The 17,075-nt window shown below is 41.3% G+C and carries 20 protein-coding genes; 12 read left to right on the top strand and 8 right to left on the bottom strand.

Annotated features, from left to right (window positions below; translation table 11 throughout):
- Position 1: 1 nt before the first annotated feature.
- The 3 genes from H9L23_RS00360 to H9L23_RS00350 form a co-directional block, all read right to left on the bottom strand.
- On the bottom strand, positions 2–814 hold the full coding sequence (locus tag H9L23_RS00360; RefSeq protein ID WP_187593114.1) for a helix-turn-helix domain-containing protein: 813 nt from the start codon (positions 812–814) through the stop codon (positions 2–4).
- Complete coding sequence (locus H9L23_RS00355; RefSeq protein WP_187593113.1) at positions 815–1,786, bottom strand: aldo/keto reductase; 972 nt, start codon at positions 1,784–1,786, stop codon at positions 815–817.
- A 91-nt stretch (positions 1,787–1,877) separates the two neighbouring features.
- A complete protein-coding gene (locus tag H9L23_RS00350; protein WP_187593112.1) occupies positions 1,878–2,753 on the bottom strand; it encodes an alpha/beta fold hydrolase in 876 nt (291 codons plus the stop codon).
- A 231-nt stretch (positions 2,754–2,984) separates the two neighbouring features.
- Here H9L23_RS00350 and H9L23_RS00345 point away from each other — a divergent pair, with 231 nt between their 5' ends.
- The 5 genes from H9L23_RS00345 (at position 2,985) to H9L23_RS00325 (ending at position 7,266) form a co-directional block, all read left to right on the top strand.
- Complete coding sequence (locus H9L23_RS00345; protein WP_223191021.1) at positions 2,985–3,299, top strand: hypothetical protein; 315 nt, start codon at positions 2,985–2,987, stop codon at positions 3,297–3,299.
- Between the two features lie 333 nt (positions 3,300–3,632).
- A complete protein-coding gene (locus H9L23_RS00340) occupies positions 3,633–4,124 on the top strand; it encodes a cupin domain-containing protein (protein ID WP_187593111.1) in 492 nt (163 codons plus the stop codon).
- A gap of 40 nt (positions 4,125–4,164) precedes the next feature.
- On the top strand, positions 4,165–4,998 hold the full coding sequence (locus tag H9L23_RS00335; RefSeq protein WP_223191020.1) for a helix-turn-helix domain-containing protein: 834 nt from the start codon (positions 4,165–4,167) through the stop codon (positions 4,996–4,998).
- Positions 4,999–5,097: 99 nt separating this feature from the next.
- Positions 5,098–5,547, top strand: coding sequence for a GyrI-like domain-containing protein (locus tag H9L23_RS00330; protein WP_187593110.1), 450 nt, complete (start codon positions 5,098–5,100; stop codon positions 5,545–5,547).
- 168 nt (positions 5,548–5,715) lie between these two features.
- The gene (locus tag H9L23_RS00325) at positions 5,716–7,266 is read left to right on the top strand and encodes an FAD-dependent monooxygenase (RefSeq protein WP_187593109.1); all 1,551 of its coding nucleotides are present in this window, start codon (positions 5,716–5,718) and stop codon (positions 7,264–7,266) included.
- A 194-nt stretch (positions 7,267–7,460) separates the two neighbouring features.
- On the opposite strand, the gene H9L23_RS00320 is transcribed toward H9L23_RS00325, so the two are convergent.
- Positions 7,461–8,201 carry an SDR family NAD(P)-dependent oxidoreductase gene (locus tag H9L23_RS00320; protein WP_187593108.1) on the bottom strand — a complete coding sequence of 247 codons (741 nt, stop codon included), beginning with the start codon at positions 8,199–8,201 and terminating at the stop codon, positions 7,461–7,463.
- A gap of 90 nt (positions 8,202–8,291) precedes the next feature.
- Here H9L23_RS00320 and H9L23_RS00315 point away from each other — a divergent pair, with 90 nt between their 5' ends.
- A complete protein-coding gene (locus H9L23_RS00315; RefSeq protein ID WP_187593107.1) occupies positions 8,292–8,681 on the top strand; it encodes a winged helix-turn-helix transcriptional regulator in 390 nt (129 codons plus the stop codon).
- Between the two features lie 545 nt (positions 8,682–9,226).
- Positions 9,227–10,117, top strand: coding sequence for an SDR family oxidoreductase (locus tag H9L23_RS00310; RefSeq protein WP_187593106.1), 891 nt, complete (start codon positions 9,227–9,229; stop codon positions 10,115–10,117).
- Positions 10,118–10,336: 219 nt separating this feature from the next.
- Here H9L23_RS00310 and H9L23_RS00305 read toward each other — a convergent pair whose 3' ends face one another.
- Positions 10,337–10,858 (bottom strand): DinB family protein, encoded by a 522-nt coding sequence (locus H9L23_RS00305; RefSeq protein ID WP_187593105.1) that lies wholly within the window; start codon positions 10,856–10,858, stop codon positions 10,337–10,339.
- 18 nt (positions 10,859–10,876) lie between these two features.
- Positions 10,877–11,038 carry a hypothetical protein gene (locus H9L23_RS00300; RefSeq protein WP_187593104.1) on the bottom strand — a complete coding sequence of 54 codons (162 nt, stop codon included), beginning with the start codon at positions 11,036–11,038 and terminating at the stop codon, positions 10,877–10,879.
- 594 nt (positions 11,039–11,632) lie between these two features.
- On the opposite strand from H9L23_RS00300, the gene H9L23_RS00295 reads away from it, so the two are divergent.
- A complete protein-coding gene (locus tag H9L23_RS00295) occupies positions 11,633–11,986 on the top strand; it encodes a hypothetical protein (protein WP_187593103.1) in 354 nt (117 codons plus the stop codon).
- An 80-nt stretch (positions 11,987–12,066) separates the two neighbouring features.
- Here the strand turns inward: H9L23_RS00295 and H9L23_RS00290 are convergent, their stop codons facing one another.
- Positions 12,067–12,807 carry an SDR family oxidoreductase gene (locus H9L23_RS00290; protein ID WP_187593102.1) on the bottom strand — a complete coding sequence of 247 codons (741 nt, stop codon included), beginning with the start codon at positions 12,805–12,807 and terminating at the stop codon, positions 12,067–12,069.
- Between the two features lie 106 nt (positions 12,808–12,913).
- Here H9L23_RS00290 and H9L23_RS00285 point away from each other — a divergent pair, with 106 nt between their 5' ends.
- From H9L23_RS00285 to H9L23_RS00275, 3 genes are all read left to right on the top strand, one after another.
- A complete protein-coding gene (locus tag H9L23_RS00285) occupies positions 12,914–13,483 on the top strand; it encodes a Crp/Fnr family transcriptional regulator (protein ID WP_187593101.1) in 570 nt (189 codons plus the stop codon).
- Positions 13,484–13,600: 117 nt separating this feature from the next.
- Positions 13,601–13,969 carry a response regulator gene (locus H9L23_RS00280; RefSeq protein ID WP_187593100.1) on the top strand — a complete coding sequence of 123 codons (369 nt, stop codon included), beginning with the start codon at positions 13,601–13,603 and terminating at the stop codon, positions 13,967–13,969.
- Positions 13,970–14,180: 211 nt separating this feature from the next.
- Positions 14,181–14,723 carry a hypothetical protein gene (locus H9L23_RS00275; RefSeq protein WP_187593099.1) on the top strand — a complete coding sequence of 181 codons (543 nt, stop codon included), beginning with the start codon at positions 14,181–14,183 and terminating at the stop codon, positions 14,721–14,723.
- A gap of 139 nt (positions 14,724–14,862) precedes the next feature.
- Here H9L23_RS00275 and H9L23_RS00270 read toward each other — a convergent pair whose 3' ends face one another.
- Entirely contained in the window at positions 14,863–15,501 is a 639-nt protein-coding gene (locus H9L23_RS00270; protein WP_187593098.1) for a hypothetical protein, read from the bottom strand.
- Positions 15,502–15,688: 187 nt separating this feature from the next.
- On the opposite strand from H9L23_RS00270, the gene H9L23_RS00265 reads away from it, so the two are divergent.
- Positions 15,689–16,483 carry an SDR family NAD(P)-dependent oxidoreductase gene (locus H9L23_RS00265; RefSeq protein ID WP_187593097.1) on the top strand — a complete coding sequence of 265 codons (795 nt, stop codon included), beginning with the start codon at positions 15,689–15,691 and terminating at the stop codon, positions 16,481–16,483.
- The last annotated feature ends 592 nt before the right edge of the window (positions 16,484–17,075 follow it).

Genomic DNA, 17,075 nt, shown 5'->3' with positions numbered 1-17,075 from the left:
CTTATGAGTTCAACGCAGTCGGTGCCATGCCGAACTTTTTCTTAAAAGAATGGGAAAAATGCGACAGGCTTTCGAAACCCAGGTCGAGGTAAATGGAAGATGGTTTTTGATGTTTGGTTTCGATAAGATGTTTGGCTTCAGTTAAGCGTTTATCCTGCAGCCAATGACGGGGTGGCGCACCGAATGTTTTCAGGAAATCGCGTTTAAAACCCGCCAGGCTACGGCCGGTGAGCTGCGCAAATTTTTCGATAGGCACATTGAAATGAAAATTACTCAGCATAAACTTTTCCAGGTCTATTTTATAAGGTTCTGAAAAATCGAATAAAAAGTTACGAAGTGATGGCATGGCCAATAAAAGCAATTTTATGCCTTCTTTCACTTTCAAAATGCCCATTTCATCTGTCATAGTAGCGCCCGAACTTCGGGCATAAGGAATAATAGACTGAAAATAGCCCTGCAAGAATTCGTTCGACGGAATTAAAATATTTGGCGGACCAATATATTTACAGTCTGCTTCGAGTTTTTCCTCTAACACGATTTTGCGCAAAAGATCTTCTTGCAGGGAGATTACAATGGTTTCATAGTTTCCACCGGGTAATGGTGTTTTAGTGAGCGTACCCAGCTGGTTTTTGCCGATCAACAGCACTTCCCCTGTGGCCATCGAAATGTTTTGCCCGGAGGTTTCTAAGATAAACTGTCCCGAAACCTGTAATATCAGGGTATGGTGATTCCAAAAGCACACTTTCTCTTTCCGCTCTGCAGAGAGGTAAGAATAAAAAATTACACCGGGAAGAATTTCTGCTGGACTGGTCATTTAACGTTGTAAGTAAGTGCCACCACGTATAGCACCTATTGCAAAAGTAGTATTTAAAGTATTCATTTCTTCGGGCGTAAATACAATATCCATAGCCTCCATATTTTCAGGCAAACGCGACCTGCGGCTCATGCTTACCAAAGGCATAATATTGTCGCCCTGCGCTTTTACCCAGGCAATGGCCACTTGTGTGGGTGTATAACCTTTATTTTGGGCCAATTGCTTCAATACTTCCACTTTTTCGAGGTTATAAGCGAGGTTCTCGCCCTGAAAACGTGAGAAATGGTTGTGGTAATCATTTGCTGCAAGCGGGGCTTTCATCTCACCGGTTAATAAACCTTCAGCAGTATTGGCAAAGGCCACTACGGCAATGCCCAATTCTTTTGCTGCCGGCAACAGGTCATTTTCGATGTGACGGTCGGCCAGTGAATAACCGATTTCGAGCGCGCTGATGGGATAAACCTCGTTTGCTTTGCGGAGCTGATCAGCCGTAATTTCAGAAACACCAATGTGGCGCACTTTTCCTTCTTTAACCAGGTCGGCAATGGTTCCGATAATATCTTCTACCGGCACACTTCCATCCATCCGGCTTGGCTGATAAAGATCAATAGTTTCGATCCCCAAACGGGTGAGCGAATAATTGATAAAATTCTTGATCGCGATAGGTCTTAAATCCAATCCCAGCCACTGGCCGTTGTGAAAGATGGCTCCGAATTTTACGCTGATAAAAGCATCATCCCGCCTATCTTTAATGGCTTTACCAATAAGCATTTCATTATGACCAGCGCCATAGAAATCTCCTGTATTTAAAAAATTAATGCCACGATCTAAGGCTTCATGGATCGTAGCAATGCTTTCTGTTTCATCGGGTGTAGAACTACCCCAAATTGAAGACATGCGCATACAGCCTAAACCAAGTTTAGACACGAGCGGGCCATTTTGACCCAACTGAATTTTTTCGATGTTGTTCATGATACAAAGATCAACAATCAATACAGTCGTAACTTTCTTCTACGGCTCAAATATTTTGTCTGTACGGCTCAATATTAACTGATATCGTTTTTTACTTTAAAAAGCCATCCAAATAGCCCAATATTGTTTTGCTCTGCATCATCAGGCTTACATGCCCCTGGGCAGGAACAACGGCCAGCTGCGATTTTGGCATTTTGCCCATATCAGCAAATACAGCACCGCCCAACAACTGGTAGGTTTTAATCAGCTCTGTTTTGTCAAGGCCATCATTATCGCCTGCAATGAGCAATACCGGTGAAGTAATTTTTGCAATATTGGCGTCTCCCATGTCGAACGGTACCTTAACAAAATCAATCATCTGTTCTAAAAAACTGTTCCATTTTGTTTTATCGGGTGCGATGGCATCATAAGCCGTTTTCATTGGCGTATTGGCTAAAAATTCAGGTTTCATTCCTTTAAAGGCACTGGTTACGGCAGGCATCCAGCCACTGGTTTTATAAGTAGAAGAAATGATTACCAATTTGTTTACGCGCTTAGGGCTTTGTACAATTAATTGATAAGCCACTGAACCACCCATGCTATAGCCAACAACATCGGCACTATCTACTTTTAATTGATTCATTACAGCTTCTACATCACTTGCCAGGGTAGGCAATTCCAATTTTCTGTCTGAATAAGGAGAGTGGCCATGTCCCTGCAGTTCTATCGCAATTACTTTTCTTGTTTTTGATAATTCGGGTATTAATTGCCCCCAGTTTGTTTCAATGGTCATAAAAGCACCGTGCAATAAGATTAGCGGTTTGCCCTCACCATACACTTCATAATAAACTTTGGTACCTTTTACAGGTGCATAACCACTCGCAGCAGGTTTAGTCTGCTGCCCTTTTGATTGCGCTGCTGTAAACAGCATGAGTATAATAACAAGTACTGATTTAAGGGGATTGCTGGTTTTGAAGAAATTTTTCATAAGGCGGTTTAATTTTTTTTGATCTGTATTGACCATACAAATATGGAGTGGATTTCTGGTTTTGAGATGGCGTGAAAACGACAACCTTAGCGGCAAATTGCGACATTTTTTATTTGCCGATTTCTGCAGATCAAAAAAAAATCAAAAACGGCTTTTTTGTTTTATGGCTTTGCCTGTTCATTTTAATTAAACGCAATTAAGTTTTTTAGTAAAAGCGCCTATTCCATATATTTGAATAATAACGAATATGAAAATTATCCTTCCCGCAAAGCGATTGTTAAAAAACCCAGACAAATGAACCAAAAAGAATTAGCGCAATTAACAGACGAAGAATTATTACAGGAAGCAAAAAAAATGAAATCAGCGAAGATTATGAACGCTGCAATTATAGGATTTCTGATTGGGGTGATATTTTACAGCGTGATGAAAAGCAGTTTCGGTTTTTTAACACTCATTCCTTTATTTTTTGCTTACAAATTAATTAATAACTCAAAATATAATAACCAGGAATTGGAAGATCTTTTAAAAGAAAGAAATTTGAGATAAACTTAAAGCTTATTTTATCACGATTATCTTCGATGGTACTCCGCAGCTCCCAAACAAACAGATAGTTATTGGATTGGGACGACAGATTCCAAAAATTGGTCGTCATTTCGACTGAAGCGAAGCGAAATGGAGAAATCTTTGAGCTGTGTTCAAAGATTTCTCAGCTGCGTTCGAAATGACGATCCGACTATTCTTATTTTAACAAAGCCTTTATTTTCTCTTGAAAATTCATCTCTAGGAGTGACATGCCCTGCAACCTATTAATTCACTAAAGCCCCTTATTATTTCTATTTTTATACAATAACTAACCTTCATTATAATTCGAAAAACAAAATGGAATCGAACATCAGTATCATCAACAAAAACGAGGGTGAGTTATTAGGCATAGCCGGAGGAAATTACCGGATCATTATCTCCGGCGCACAAACCAATGGCAACTACGCTGTTATCGAAATGACGGTTCCGCCGGGAGGTGGCCCACCACCACATGCCCACCCCGATACGCAGGAAATGTTCCATATATTAGAGGGGGAAGTTGAATTTAAAACAGAAGCCGGCAAACAAACCGTTGCAAAAGATGGCTTTGTAAACATCCCTTTTGGTGGAGCGATCCACTGTTTTAAAAATAACTCCGATAAAAACGCAAAACTGCTTTGTACGGTCGTACCAGCTGGCCTCGAAAACCTCTTCCGGGAAATTGGAAGCCCTGTTCTTGCGGGCGAAATGCCCGCAGTTCCTGAATTAACAGAGAAGCGAAAAGCATTTTTAAAAGAAATGGATCTGAAATACAATCAAAAAACATATCCTCCTGATTTTCTGGGTTAAATCAGATCATCTTAAATTTGAATAACCATAACCTTATACCATGCCGCCATTGAATATGTTACATCAGGAATTTGAAGCACCCGAAGCCCTTCAGGATGTAATCAAGTGTTTCTGGTATAACAAAAGAACATCAGGTGATGGGTTATCCAGCTATGAGGTGATACCGGATGGTTATGCGGAAATCATTTTTTACTTTGGAAACATCTCCATCGGGCAGGATGGAAACTTACAGTCCCTGCCCTCACCTTTCATGATGGGTCTGCTTAACCAGCCCGTTCATTTTTATACGGCAGGACAACTGGAAATTATCGGGATCAGGTGTTTCCCCTGGACGGTTTTCGATTTGCTCGGATTACCTTCGGGTAAATCGGGTTTACAGGTATTCGAACACCCTATCGCAAAACTGCAAACTGAGCTGAGCGGATTAATCAATACTGGCAAAATAGAGGAAGCAATTGAGGCAGTAAAACAATATTTTGTAGCTGCACGGTTAGGGATTGCTGCCAACAGCATGTTGTATAAAGCGGGTGTTGCCTTGCAGAAAGCGAGGGGCAAGCTACCCGTGAGCGAAGTAGCCGCCGCAGCCCATGCCACAGTGCGTACGCTGGAAAGGAACTTTAAGCAATCATCTGGTTATACCGTTAAAGATGTATCGGGCCTAATGCGCTTTGAACAGGTAAGAAACCGCTTGTGGACCGAACCTGATGTTAACCTGGCGAGTTTAGCAGCTGAAATTGGCTATACCGATCAACCGCACCTGAGCAGGGAATTTAAACGCTACAGCGGCACCACACCCGCCGCATTTGCCCGCAATGCCAGAAAAGGCAAACAAGCCGCTGCAAATGATGTACTCGCCCTCACTAAAAAAGATTAAAAATAAAAACCTGTTATTTCATAGAAGATCATACAATTCCTGATTAATTTTGACTGGCGCAAAAGCCTATTTTTCACGTAAACAACCAACAGCTATTTTATGACAAAGGGTTTCAAAATTATTGGTATTGCTACCCGCACCACCAACCAGAACAATCAGTCGGCAGAAGATTTAGGCAAACTCTGGTCGCAGTTTTATGCAGAAAACATTTTTGAGAAAATCCCTGATAAGGTTTCAAGCGACATCATCACGATTTACACAGATTACGTAAGCAATTATACCGAAGCCTATACCGCCATCATTGGTATTCTGGTTTCTACACTTGATTCCGTTCCCGAAGGACTTACCGGCCGTGAATTCGAAGCGGAGAATTTTCAAAAGTTCACCGCCAAAGGAGCAATGCCCAATGCCGTGGTTAATACCTGGATCAATATCTGGCAGCAGGACAAAGAACTGAATAGAAAATACACTTACGATCTTGAAGTTTACGGCGAAAAATCACAGGATGGCGAAAATGCAGAAGTGGATATTTTTATAGCAATAAAATAGATCCGTTATTTCGAATTTTAATTTGTTGCATAAATACCAGCAATTAATTTATATACCTCTTCTATAGTCCTCGTTTGCTAACGAGGACTATTTTGCACAACGATTGTCGTATTTATACAAGCCTAATTTAGTCGTGTTGCTGAATTTTGTATCATAATCATTTCCATTATGAATACGACAAATACAAGCGGAACATCCGCACAAAACGATAAACTTTACGATGTTATCATATCCGGTGCAGGACCTGTGGGCCTTTTTCTTGCCTGCGAACTGGCCCTGGCCAACTGTTCGGTACTCATCCTCGAAAAAGCGACTGATCCAAATTCCCCATTAAAACTGCTGCCTTTTGGCATACGTGGACTCTCTGCGCCTACCATTGAAGCGCTTTACCGTCGCGGTTTGTTTCAGCAACTCGAAATACACAAACAACTCAAAAACCCTCATCAACACCAAAAGGACAAACAAGGTGCCCAAAGGCAAGCCGGGCATTTTGCAGGTATTCCATTTCTTCAAGGCAATATTGATACCTCCAAATGGAAATATCGATTGCCGAGTTCCACCGAAACCAGTCTGATTTCTGAAATGGCCGAAATGGAAACCATACTCTCGCGCCGTGCCGAAACTTTGGGGGTATCCATTAAACGTGGATATGCAATTACCCATTTCGAGCAAAATACCGATGGCGTAACCGTTGACTCCTGTGAGCAAACTTTTAATGGCAAATGGCTTGTGGGCTGCGATGGTGCACGGAGCGTGGTGCGCAAGTCGGCTGGGTTCGAATTTGCAGGTACAGAACCCGAATTTACAGGCTACACCGCGAAGGTAGAACTTTTAGATCCGGAGAAACTGCTCCCTGGCCGTAATGTAACTGAAAGAGGCATGTACATGCAGTCGCAGCCAGGATATATGGCCATACAGGATTTTGATGGCGGCGCCTTTCATGGCTCAGAACAGCCCATTACACTCGAACATATTCAGGAAGTATTGCGCCGTGTATCAGGAACTGATGTAACGCTTACCAGGCTACATATCGCTACCACCTGGACCGACCGTGCAAGGCAGGCAACCGCATACCGCAAGGGAGGTGTGCTTTTAGCTGGCGACGCCGCTCATATCCATGCGCCTTTAGGCGGACAAGGATTAAACCTGGGCATTGGCGATGCCATGAACCTGGGCTGGAAACTTGCTGCAACCATTCACAATACAGCTCCTGAAGGATTACTCGACACTTATTTTACTGAAAGATATCCCATCGGCATAAAAGTGCTCGATTGGTCGCGGGCACAGGTAGAAATTATGAAACCTACCCCACAAGCCAAGGCACTACATGCCATTGTAAGCGACTTAATAAACACCCATGATGGTGCCACCTACATGGCCGAAAGGGTTTGGGGCATTTCTACACATTATAACCTTGGCGATCAGCATCCTCTATTAGGCTACAGCGTGCCCAATTTCGAATTTGAAAATGGCAGTACCATTGGCGATTTGATGCATCATGGTAAAGGAATACTCCTTGATTTTGAGAACAATGCTAAACTTAAAAATCTCGCCGCTAAGTACGATCAGTTAGAGTATGTTGCTGGCAACGCAAAAAACCAGTTAGGTTTAAGCGCACTACTAATCCGCCCCGATGGGATTGTAGCATGGGTTGCAGAAGGTGAGGCCGATTATAATACACTTCAGGAAGAAGCAGATAAATGGTTTGTGTCCAGCTAACAAATATCCGTTTCGGTGAAGGGATAGTTTTAATTCCTAAGTTCCGAGGAATCGTCATTGCTGAGATACAAAGCAATCTTAAAACGATCGCTACTGGCGTACGCATTAAGATTGCTTCCTGGAAAGGCCGGGGTTGGCTGTCGTTCCTCCTTCGCAATGACGACTTTTCTCTTCAGTCCCTAATTTCTATTAACTTAAGCGTTCAATCCGCCATCAATGGTTAAAAATGAACCGGTAATATATTTAGCTTCATCACCTGCGATAAAGTTTACAAAAGCAGCAATATCCTCTACCGTACCATATTCCGGCAAAGCCATACGTGTTCTTAGAAAATCTGCCAAAGGTGCATCTGCCGGGTTCATATCCGTGTTGGTTGGTCCAGGCTGAACCAGGTTTACTGTAATTTTACGTGCCCCTAAATCGCGGGCTAAACCACGGGTAAAACCTTGGAGTGCCGATTTGCTCATGGTATATAAGGTGGTTTCAGGTCCAACAGCGTTATCGCCCATGTTACTTCCAATCGTAATAATCCGGCCACCTTCGGGCATGCCTTTTACCGCAGCCAAAGCCGCCACAAAAACCGCTTGCACGTTAATGGCCATGATGTTGTTATAATCTTCAAGCGTATGTTCTTCGAAAGCTTTACCAATATAAATCCCTGCGTTATTGATCAGGATATTGATGCGACCAAAATCGGTAATGGTTTTGGCTACTGCAGCAGTTACTTCGGCAGGCACAGCACTATTGGCTTTTATGGCTACCGCTGTACCGCCCGCAGCTTCAACATCGGCAACAACTATCTGTGCCTTTTCGGGTGAACTGGCATAAGTAAAAACCACTTTTGCACCTTCGGCAGCCAGTTTTTTCACAATAGCTGCACCTATTCCCCTGCTTCCTCCGGTTACCAGGGCTATTTTATCTGTTAATTTTTTCATCTGATTCTTAAATTTTCTGCTAAATTAAAACAGATACTGTACATTTGAGAGTAAGCAACAAATTGTTAGGTACTAACAAAAAAGTTAGAAATGAGAAAAGAAACTTCAACCAATGCCCTGAACGAAAAAATGATGATCGATAGCTGCGGCATGTCTGCTTCCCTCGCTGTAATTGGCGGCAGGTGGAAACCAGCTATATTATGCCGTTTAGCTCATGGCACCATGCGTTATGGCCAGCTTAAAAAGGACATTGAAGGCATATCTGAACGGATGTTGGTAGCACAATTGAGAGAACTGGAAAAAGACCAGATCATTACCCGTATGGTTTTCCCCGAAGTGCCGCCCAGGGTAGAATATCAGTTAACAGATTTGGGACGCACCATGAGGACGATGCTTGATGCCATGTCGGCCTGGGGAAACATGTATCGTACGCACATCAATCAAAAAGAGGTTTTGACCGTTGAGGAGAGTTTAAATTAAGATTACTTACCGTAGCATCAAATGCCAAACAGGAATTCCTAAAAAGTCTGTTGTTAATTTTAAACGAAAGTGAGCAATTAAAAATATAGCCCATTTGATTTGGAAAGCAGAGGCAGCAGCTCTATTTAAGGTTAGTCCTGCTTTTTGCTTGTAGTCCCGATCGGAAAAAATCGGGAGCTACCGCTGCAATCAGGTTTAAGCAGCCTGGTTTTGGATGCTATTTACGGTTAACTTGCATGGTGCATTAATAATTTTACTTCCGGGTTTTGCAACCCTAAATATTTCCACATTACCTTGCCACCTAAACCCGATCAAAGCGGGATGCCCCGATTTTTCATCGGGAGCAGAAGCTGGAGCGGGACTGCTGTATCCTAAAAGCTTCTGTTTTTGATTTTCTCAAAAAAGCATATCACTAAAGCTCAAAGCAATCCTATCTATGGTTTTTGGCTACAACATCAACTGATTTGGCTAAATCAATCTTCAGCACTCACCCGATATTTGCTTCATCAAAAAGTTAAATTATTGTTTAAATAAAAAAATCAATCATGCGTGTATTTGTAACAGGAGCCACAGGTTTTGTAGGTTCCGCAGTAGTTAAAGAATTAATAGGTGCTGGTCACCAGGTTTTAGGTTTGGCCCGCTCAGATGCTTCGGCCAATGCGTTAATTGAGGCGGGTGCGGAGGTACATCGCGGCGACCTTACCGATTTAGATAGCCTCCGCCGTGGCGCAGCGGCAGCTGATGGCATAATCCATACCGGATTTATCCACGATTTTACACGCTATAAAGAAATGTGCGAGGTAGATAAACTTGCTATCGAAGCTATTGGGGCCGAACTGGCTGGTTCCAACCGTCCTTTTATTGTAACCTCGGGCACTGCCCTGGTAAGTCCGGGCAGCGTGGCTACCGAAGCGATTATTCCAGCTCCGGGCGTATCTGTCCACCCACGGGTATCAGAACAAACCGCCGACGCTGTTGCAGCGCTTGGTGTACGTACTGCCGTAGTACGTTTATCACCATCGGTCCATGATGAGGGGGATTATGGCTTTATACCTATGCTGATTAATATTGCGCGCGAAAAAGGGTTTTCAGCCTACATTGGCGAAGGCCTTAATTGTTGGACAGCGGTACACCGTTTAGATGCAGCCGTACTTTACAGGCTGGCTTTAGAAAATGTAACACCACGCGCCAGGTATCACGGTGTGGCCGAAGAAGCGATTACCTTTAAAACCATTGCTGAAACCATCGGTAAACAGCTTAACATTCCTGTAGTATCGGTACCCGCAGCAGAAGCAGCTGAACATTTTGGATGGCTTAGCGGTTTTGCCTGCATCGATTGCCCGGCATCGAATAAGATTACCCGCGAAAGTTTAAACTGGCAGCCAATTCAGATAGGTTTGATTGCAGATATGGAAAAGGGACATTATTTTAGGTAGGATGTAAAAGGTAAGAGGGATGATGGAATGAGTCTGAAAAGTCAGAGGCCTGAGGTCAGAAGATAAGGAGGTAAGATAAAGAGTATTAATTTTTTACCCACCCCCTGCTTTGTGACCTCTGTGCCTTTACTCTGCGAACGCTGTGGTTAAAAAGACACGAAAAGATAGATGCATATAGATCTGTGTTGATCCGTGTAAATCTGTGGTTAAAACTTAGCCTTAATGAATTGCTTCATCTCTCTTCACAACAGCAACGGTAACCATCAGCTGACCTACATGCCGCATGGTATGTTCTGCCGCATGGAAGAGCAGGCCAATAACCGTTGATGGAAGTTTTGCTCTACCAATACCCCTAAAATCGGGTAATGTACTTACATCTGTATTTTTTAATTGCGCTAACGCAAGGTCGACCTGATGATTAAAACGATCTACCAGATTGGCTACGGTATAGCCTTCCGCACTATCGGAGCCTTCTTCTGCTAATTGTGAAAACTGAAATTCGGATAATCCTTCGGCCCCGGCATAAGTAAATACCCGATCGAGTACCCCACTTAAATGCTGAAGGTGAAAACCGGTAGAGGCCATGCCTGCAGGGCGTTCCCAAAGTAGTGCTAACGGAAATTCATGCATGTATTCATTAATTTCTTCCCGCGCCTGCAAAAGTGCGTGGGCAACCGGTTGTAATAATGGATCGATATCGGGCAATGGCCCTCTTTGCCAAACTTCCAATTTTTGCGCCATATTCGAATTGCCGATAAATTAAAGATAAGCTATCGTTACAATCACTACCCAGATCAGGCTAAATACACTGCCAAAATAAACCATGGGCATATTCTGTTTAAGGTTCTTCTTTACAAAAGCGGCGTAAATGATCCAGCCAAAAAAAGCAATAAAATATAATGGAACTGCAAATAATAACATATTATGAGGTATTAGTAATCAAATATAATTAAATAGTATGAAAGTCAAGGGTCAGAGGTCCGAAGATAAGGTGCAATAGGCAAGCGCTTATAATAATAACTATGCTCCTAACTCTGTGCCTTTCTCTCCGTGTACTTTGTGGTTAAAAATGGAAGAAGTCCGAAAAGTCAGAGGTCGGAGGTCCGAAGATAAGGTGCAACAGTTAAGCGCTTATAATAATAACTATGGTCCCAACTCTGTGCCCTCTGTGCCTTTCTCTCCGTGTACTTTGTGGTTAAAAATGGAAGAAGTCCGAAAAGTCAGAGGTCGGAGGTCCGAAGATAAGATGCAACAGTTAAGCGCTTATAATAATAACTATGCTCTTAACTCTGTGCCTTTCTCTCCGTGTACTTTGTGGTTAAAAATGGAAGAAGTCCGAAAAGTCGGGAGTCCGAAGACCGGGGATAAAATGCAAAAAATATCCACCCCACTCTATGCCCTCTGCTCCCGTCTCTCTGCCCTCCCAACTGGCGGATAATCAAATATTTTCTTACATTAGTTAAAACTATATCCCTTAAGTTGAGTTGAAATAATAGAAACCAATGAAAAATAAGTATGGAAAAAAGGGAAACAAAAACACATTTAATTAATGAAATTACTACCACCGGACTACAAACAGCTGCTAAACAACTAGGCGCCTCTGCAAGCAAAAGACAGATCAGAAAAGGCGTTTCCAAAAACCTAAGTTTAGTTGATCAATTATTGCGTATTGCTTTAATCAAGAGCAAGGACCCTTCGAAAAGGACGCAAAGAAATATGGAATTTATTAGCCTTGGTGTTATAGCCGCACATTCTTTTTACCGGGGCCTGAAAAAGAAAAAACGTTTATTGATTTTTGAAGGTGTATTCCTAACCGCTGCCCTTGGAGGGGTGCTTTTAGCTACCCAACTTAAAGTAGCAAAACGGTAGCTCACCTGATGTCTAAAAATCGTCATTTCAATCCCGAATATTCAGGATCGGAATGACGATTTTTTCTATTTGCAACCAATTTAAACTAACACCAAACCTCCATCAACATAAATAACCTGCCCGGTACAATATTGCTGTTTCATGGTATATAAGAATGTTTGTGCAATATCGCTGGCTTCGCCTATCCGCTTTACAGGCAGGCTCTCGGCAACACTGGCATACAAGTTATTCCGGTCAACTTCGTTCATGCTATTCCACAAATTGGTTTTAACAACCCCCGGAGCTACCAGGTTCACCCTTAACGGTGCAAGTTCTACGGCCATTGCCCGTGTAAAACCTTCCATTGCAGCGCAGATACTAGCAGCTACTGCCCAGCCAGCGCCAGGCCTCGGACTGGCCGTTCCTCCTGTTAAATTGATAGATCCACCTGCATTAATTTTCTCCGCTCCATATTTAACCGCAGCAAAAGCGCCCCAATATCTTAAATTAAAAAATTGTCTGGCGGTTTCAATATCAGTTTCATCAATAGTGTGTAAAGTCAGGTTTTCGCCTGCAGTATATACCAAATGATCGAAAGGTGCTACCGAATTAAAAAAATCTTTAATATTTTCTTCCCTGCTTAAATCAACCGCCAAACCGCTACAATTTTCGGGTAGTGATTTTAAGGCCTCATTGATCCTGTTTTGATTGCCAGATACGATTATTACTTTCGCACCATCCTGCGCCGCAGCTAGGGCTGTTGCTAATCCTAAACCTGAGCTTCCGCCCAGTATGATCACTGTTTTGCCTTCCAGTGTAAATTCATTTGCTTTTATTTTCATGATGTTGTAATTTGATGCAAATTTTAGGATATCGGCCGCCAATCTACTTACCAATTGGTAAATTCGGTTAGTGATTATATTTCTTATCCTATTTATAGCAATCCCAATGTCTAATCAACTTACCCGCTTTCTTAACCAGTATCATCCATTTTCAGCATTGGCAGAACACCAAATTGAAGCCGCTTTTACATCTAAAACTTTTAAAGAAGGAGAAGAACTATCAGCGCCGGGCAGTATCAATAAAGAACTTTTTTTTATTGCAGATGGTGTACTCAGAATTGTAATCCGGAATGAAAAAGGAAATGAAGTAACCCATTATTTTTTAAAGGAAAATCAGTTTTGTACCATACTGAACAGTTTTCATAATCAGGTGCCGGCAGAGGAATGTATTCAGGCCGCCTGTAATTGCGAAGTATATCGTATCAATAGAAACGCACTCTTAAACCTTTACAAGCAGGTACCCGATCTCCAAACACTGATTAATCAGATTACACAACAGGCTTTAATCGATAAAATCAATATCAGAAATATCTATTTAGGACAGGATTCTGCCAGCAGATACCGTTTATTTATGAACCGACAGGCTGATATTGCACGACGGGTTTCCTTAACAGATACCGCCTCGTACCTGGGCATAACGCCACAATCTTTATCCCGGATCAGAAAACAGATTTAACAGATTTTAACCCTAAATTTTTATTTATTTAGTAAATCATCAACAATACAAAACTTTATTACGCTTTAGGTGTTAAATTTTATTGCTAATCACTTAATGGGTAAAGAATTTTGTACTATGGGAAAAAAAATATGTTTATTGGAGGATGATGAGGGAATACGTGAGATTATCGAAATGATATTGACCGATGAACAATATGAAGTATATGGATTCTCTAACGTAAAGGATTTTATGGCCTTTGAAGATAAAGGATCGCAGGATTTATATTTACTTGATGTAAGGCTACCGGACGGCAATGGCTTAGCGGTTTGCGATAACCTGAAAAACAATGAAGCCACTAAAGGTATCCCAATTATGATGATGAGTGCCCATGCAGGACTAAATGAAATGCGGCGTGATTGTAAAGCGGAAGATTTTATTGCCAAACCTTTTGATATTTTTGATCTGCTTAAAAAAGTAGATCGCCAGTTGAGCAAAGGCAATTAATATATTGCGGTGCGCTTGCTTGCAAACTATAATGTTAGATTATCCCTAAAATCTAATTTTTCATTTTTAAAAAATACTTTCATTCTGCGCCATTAGCATACGGCTTTAGAAAAAAATCAAATTTCTTAACATCCTGCGCGTGTAAGTAACCACTATTCGAAGTAAACTATAGGCCGCTTATCCCCGTATATGCTGATACAAAACCTAAAACATGTTCAGTATTAGCGGAAAAACAGAAGCAAGAATTGTGGCCTGGAAGGCGCGGAATGGGATCAACATTTTACGGATCAGCCTTGGCATTATATTTATTTGGTTCGGTGTACTTAAATTTTTTCCGGGCCTAAGCTCTGCTGAAGAAATTGCAGGCCGTACCATCCTTAAACTCACTTTTGGATGGGTAAAACCACACACATCTATGCCAATACTTGCCATTTGGGAGTGTATTATCGGTTTGGGTTTAATTACCAAAGCATGGCTCAGACTTACCCTGATTTTATTGTATATGCAGATGGCCGGAACATTTCTTCCGCTGATCTTTTTCCCGCACGAAACCTTTTACCATTCTGTACTTGTACCTACACTACTAGGTCAATATATTATAAAAAACTTTGTGCTAATTTCTGGCGGAATTTTAATAGGTGCTACCCTCAAAGGCGGAAAGCTAATAAACAAGCCTATGTTGGAAGAAAAGGCTGCAAAACTTGAAAAACGTTTCGGCAGGATCAGGCGCATCATCAAACTGAAAACAGCTTAAAAGATCAGCCATTTATTTCACATTTTTAAAACAATATAAAGACAAGCTTGTTCTTTACTTATATCTACCGAAAAACAATTTATAAAACAGACTTTGCAAAAGCAAGGTCTGTTTTGTTTTAAGGCAGTTTATTTATTGTTTAAGCTTTCAGCTCCATGATAAAAATATAACCTTGGGCAGAGTTATACTGCACGTTAACGACATAATTTTTACCATTATTTTTAAAAGCATAAACCGCAAAAGGTTCATCATCTGATAAACCGATTGTACGGTGTTTACCATTCCATAAGTTTTCTTTCAGTTTATCCCTCAAGGCCTCGTTCGCGGTTTCATTAGCCGGATAATCGCCTTTGTATAGTTGCTTCGCCCCTATTTTGGTCATATAATCGTTAATATTTTTTTCGAATAAACTTCGGCTGAAATTTTGGCCATCCACATTTTCAAAAACCAGTACGCCAAGTTTTCCTTCTGTAGTATACACATCCTTACCCGTATAGTTTTCCAGTTTTTCATTTTCAAAAACTTCCGATAGGCCATCTTTCTCATCTAAAATTTTAAATTCTTTAGAAGGTTTGAAAAAAGGAAAGTTGCCGATTTCTTTTGCTTCGGGAATGCTTTCCCAATCAACATTTGTAGTGCTAACGCTTCCGCTAGCTTTAGGCTGTTCAACAGTTGTGGTTGAAATGCTGTCATTAGGATTTTCCGCTGTTTTCTTTTCCTTATTATTACAAGAAACCAGGGCCACTCCAAGTACGAGGGCAATTGCTGTTTTTTTCATGGGGTTGATTACGTTTAGGATGATTTTTTTGTTTCCGACCTCTGCTTATTCAAAAATGATGCCCCGATTAACTAATTACTATAATTGATTTTAGCATATTCTTATGACACATTTTCACCAGAAAATTGTTCAGTTTGTATATGCCACAGGGCAACTCAAATTTGATCATCAACATTATTTAATCAAAATGGATTTACAATTAAAGAATAAAACAGCTTTTATAAGTGGCTCTACCGCAGGTATTGGATTCGCAATTGCCGAGAGCTTGTTAAAAGAAGGTGTAAATGTAATCATCAATGGCCGATCGCAAGGCAGCGTAGATGAGGCTGTAAAAGATTTGGAAGGTATGGCAGGGAGTGGAACTGTTTCGGGTATAGCCGCCGATTTTTCAAATGCAGAAGAAGTAAGCAGGCTCATTGCACAACTTCCTGAAATTGACATCCTCATCAATAATGCAGGTATTTTTGAACCCAAAGCTTTTGAAGAAATTACTGATGAAGACTGGTTCAGGTTTTTTGAAGTCAATGTAATGAGCGGCATTCGTTTGTCGCGCGAGCTGTTTCCGAAAATGCTAAAGAAAAACTGGGGCAGGATTATTTTTATTTCGAGCGAATCGGCCGTATTTATCCCCGACGAAATGATCCACTACGGTTTGACTAAAACGGCACAACTTGCAGTTAGCCGCGGTCTGGCCGAACTCACCAAGGGAACGCAAGTAACCGTTAACTCCATTTTACCTGGACCAACCAAATCAAAAGGTGTTGGAGGTTTTATTGAGGATTTAGCAAAAAAAGGAAACATAACTGTTGGAGAAGTAGAAACTGATTTCTTTAAAAATATGCGCCCAACTTCATTATTACAACGCTTTTTGGATGTAAGCGAAATTGCAAATGCAGTAACATTTTATTCAAGTCCTTTAGCTTCTGGAACAAATGGCGCGGCCATCAGGGTAGAAGGAGGATTGGTAAGATCGATATTATAGTGGCATTCTGTATTGTCATTCTGAAAGGAATGAAGAATCATTTAAAACGATCCGTCAATCCCGCGCAGGCGGGAATCTTAATGCAATTTACAAGCCATACTAAAGCATTACGATTCCCAATCGACCCGATAGCTATCGGGTTGGGAATGACGATCTCGCGCAGCCTCCCATTTTACCAAAAAGATCTGTCTTTTATATTGATTTTATGAAATAATTATCCCTCAGGATGACAAACTATTAGAATAGTATGATCGTCATTTCGACTGGAGCACAGCGAAATGGAGAAATCTTTAAACTATGTTAAAAGATTTCTCCACTGCGGTCGAAATGACGATCCGACTATACCTTTATCACAAATAACTGATCTATGGGAATGATAATTCCTTGTAGCCTCCAAAACACAAAAAAAACTTTTATTATATTGATTTTATACAATAAATTATCTCTATGGATGACAATTGCTCGAATTATTTTCCGTGTTTTCAGTGCTTCCGTGGCTAGAAAATAATTGCTATACCTTCGATTGCGCTCTTGTTGATTAATATCTAAGAAAAGTCGTTATTGCGAGGAGGAACGACGAAGCAATCTTAAA

It is taken from the genome of Pedobacter roseus (assembly GCF_014395225.1).
GTDB lineage: Bacteria > Bacteroidota > Bacteroidia > Sphingobacteriales > Sphingobacteriaceae > Pedobacter > Pedobacter roseus.
Note: the sequence above shows the minus strand (reverse complement) of the source record. Positions and strands in the feature narration are given on the sequence as shown.

Coding starts and splice junctions, on each gene's coding strand:
- H9L23_RS00350 (WP_187593112.1), bottom strand. CDS start 2,753: ATGAAAAATTTCTTCAAAACCAGCAATCCCCTTAAATCAGTACTTGTT.
- H9L23_RS00315 (WP_187593107.1), top strand. CDS start 8,292: ATGAGAAAAGAAACTTCAACCAATGCCCTGAACGAAAAAATGATGATC.
- H9L23_RS00360 (WP_187593114.1), bottom strand. CDS start 814: ATGACCAGTCCAGCAGAAATTCTTCCCGGTGTAATTTTTTATTCTTAC.
- H9L23_RS00270 (WP_187593098.1), bottom strand. CDS start 15,501: ATGAAAAAAACAGCAATTGCCCTCGTACTTGGAGTGGCCCTGGTTTCT.
- H9L23_RS00320 (WP_187593108.1), bottom strand. CDS start 8,201: ATGAAAAAATTAACAGATAAAATAGCCCTGGTAACCGGAGGAAGCAGG.
- H9L23_RS00300 (WP_187593104.1), bottom strand. CDS start 11,038: ATGTTATTATTTGCAGTTCCATTATATTTTATTGCTTTTTTTGGCTGG.
- H9L23_RS00275 (WP_187593099.1), top strand. CDS start 14,181: ATGTTCAGTATTAGCGGAAAAACAGAAGCAAGAATTGTGGCCTGGAAG.
- H9L23_RS00325 (WP_187593109.1), top strand. CDS start 5,716: ATGAATACGACAAATACAAGCGGAACATCCGCACAAAACGATAAACTT.
- H9L23_RS00310 (WP_187593106.1), top strand. CDS start 9,227: ATGCGTGTATTTGTAACAGGAGCCACAGGTTTTGTAGGTTCCGCAGTA.
- H9L23_RS00290 (WP_187593102.1), bottom strand. CDS start 12,807: ATGAAAATAAAAGCAAATGAATTTACACTGGAAGGCAAAACAGTGATC.
- H9L23_RS00355 (WP_187593113.1), bottom strand. CDS start 1,786: ATGAACAACATCGAAAAAATTCAGTTGGGTCAAAATGGCCCGCTCGTG.
- H9L23_RS00285 (WP_187593101.1), top strand. CDS start 12,914: ATGTCTAATCAACTTACCCGCTTTCTTAACCAGTATCATCCATTTTCA.
- H9L23_RS00340 (WP_187593111.1), top strand. CDS start 3,633: ATGGAATCGAACATCAGTATCATCAACAAAAACGAGGGTGAGTTATTA.
- H9L23_RS00305 (WP_187593105.1), bottom strand. CDS start 10,858: ATGGCGCAAAAATTGGAAGTTTGGCAAAGAGGGCCATTGCCCGATATC.
- H9L23_RS00335 (WP_223191020.1), top strand. CDS start 4,165: ATGCCGCCATTGAATATGTTACATCAGGAATTTGAAGCACCCGAAGCC.
- H9L23_RS00330 (WP_187593110.1), top strand. CDS start 5,098: ATGACAAAGGGTTTCAAAATTATTGGTATTGCTACCCGCACCACCAAC.
- H9L23_RS00265 (WP_187593097.1), top strand. CDS start 15,689: ATGGATTTACAATTAAAGAATAAAACAGCTTTTATAAGTGGCTCTACC.
- H9L23_RS00280 (WP_187593100.1), top strand. CDS start 13,601: ATGGGAAAAAAAATATGTTTATTGGAGGATGATGAGGGAATACGTGAG.
- H9L23_RS00295 (WP_187593103.1), top strand. CDS start 11,633: ATGGAAAAAAGGGAAACAAAAACACATTTAATTAATGAAATTACTACC.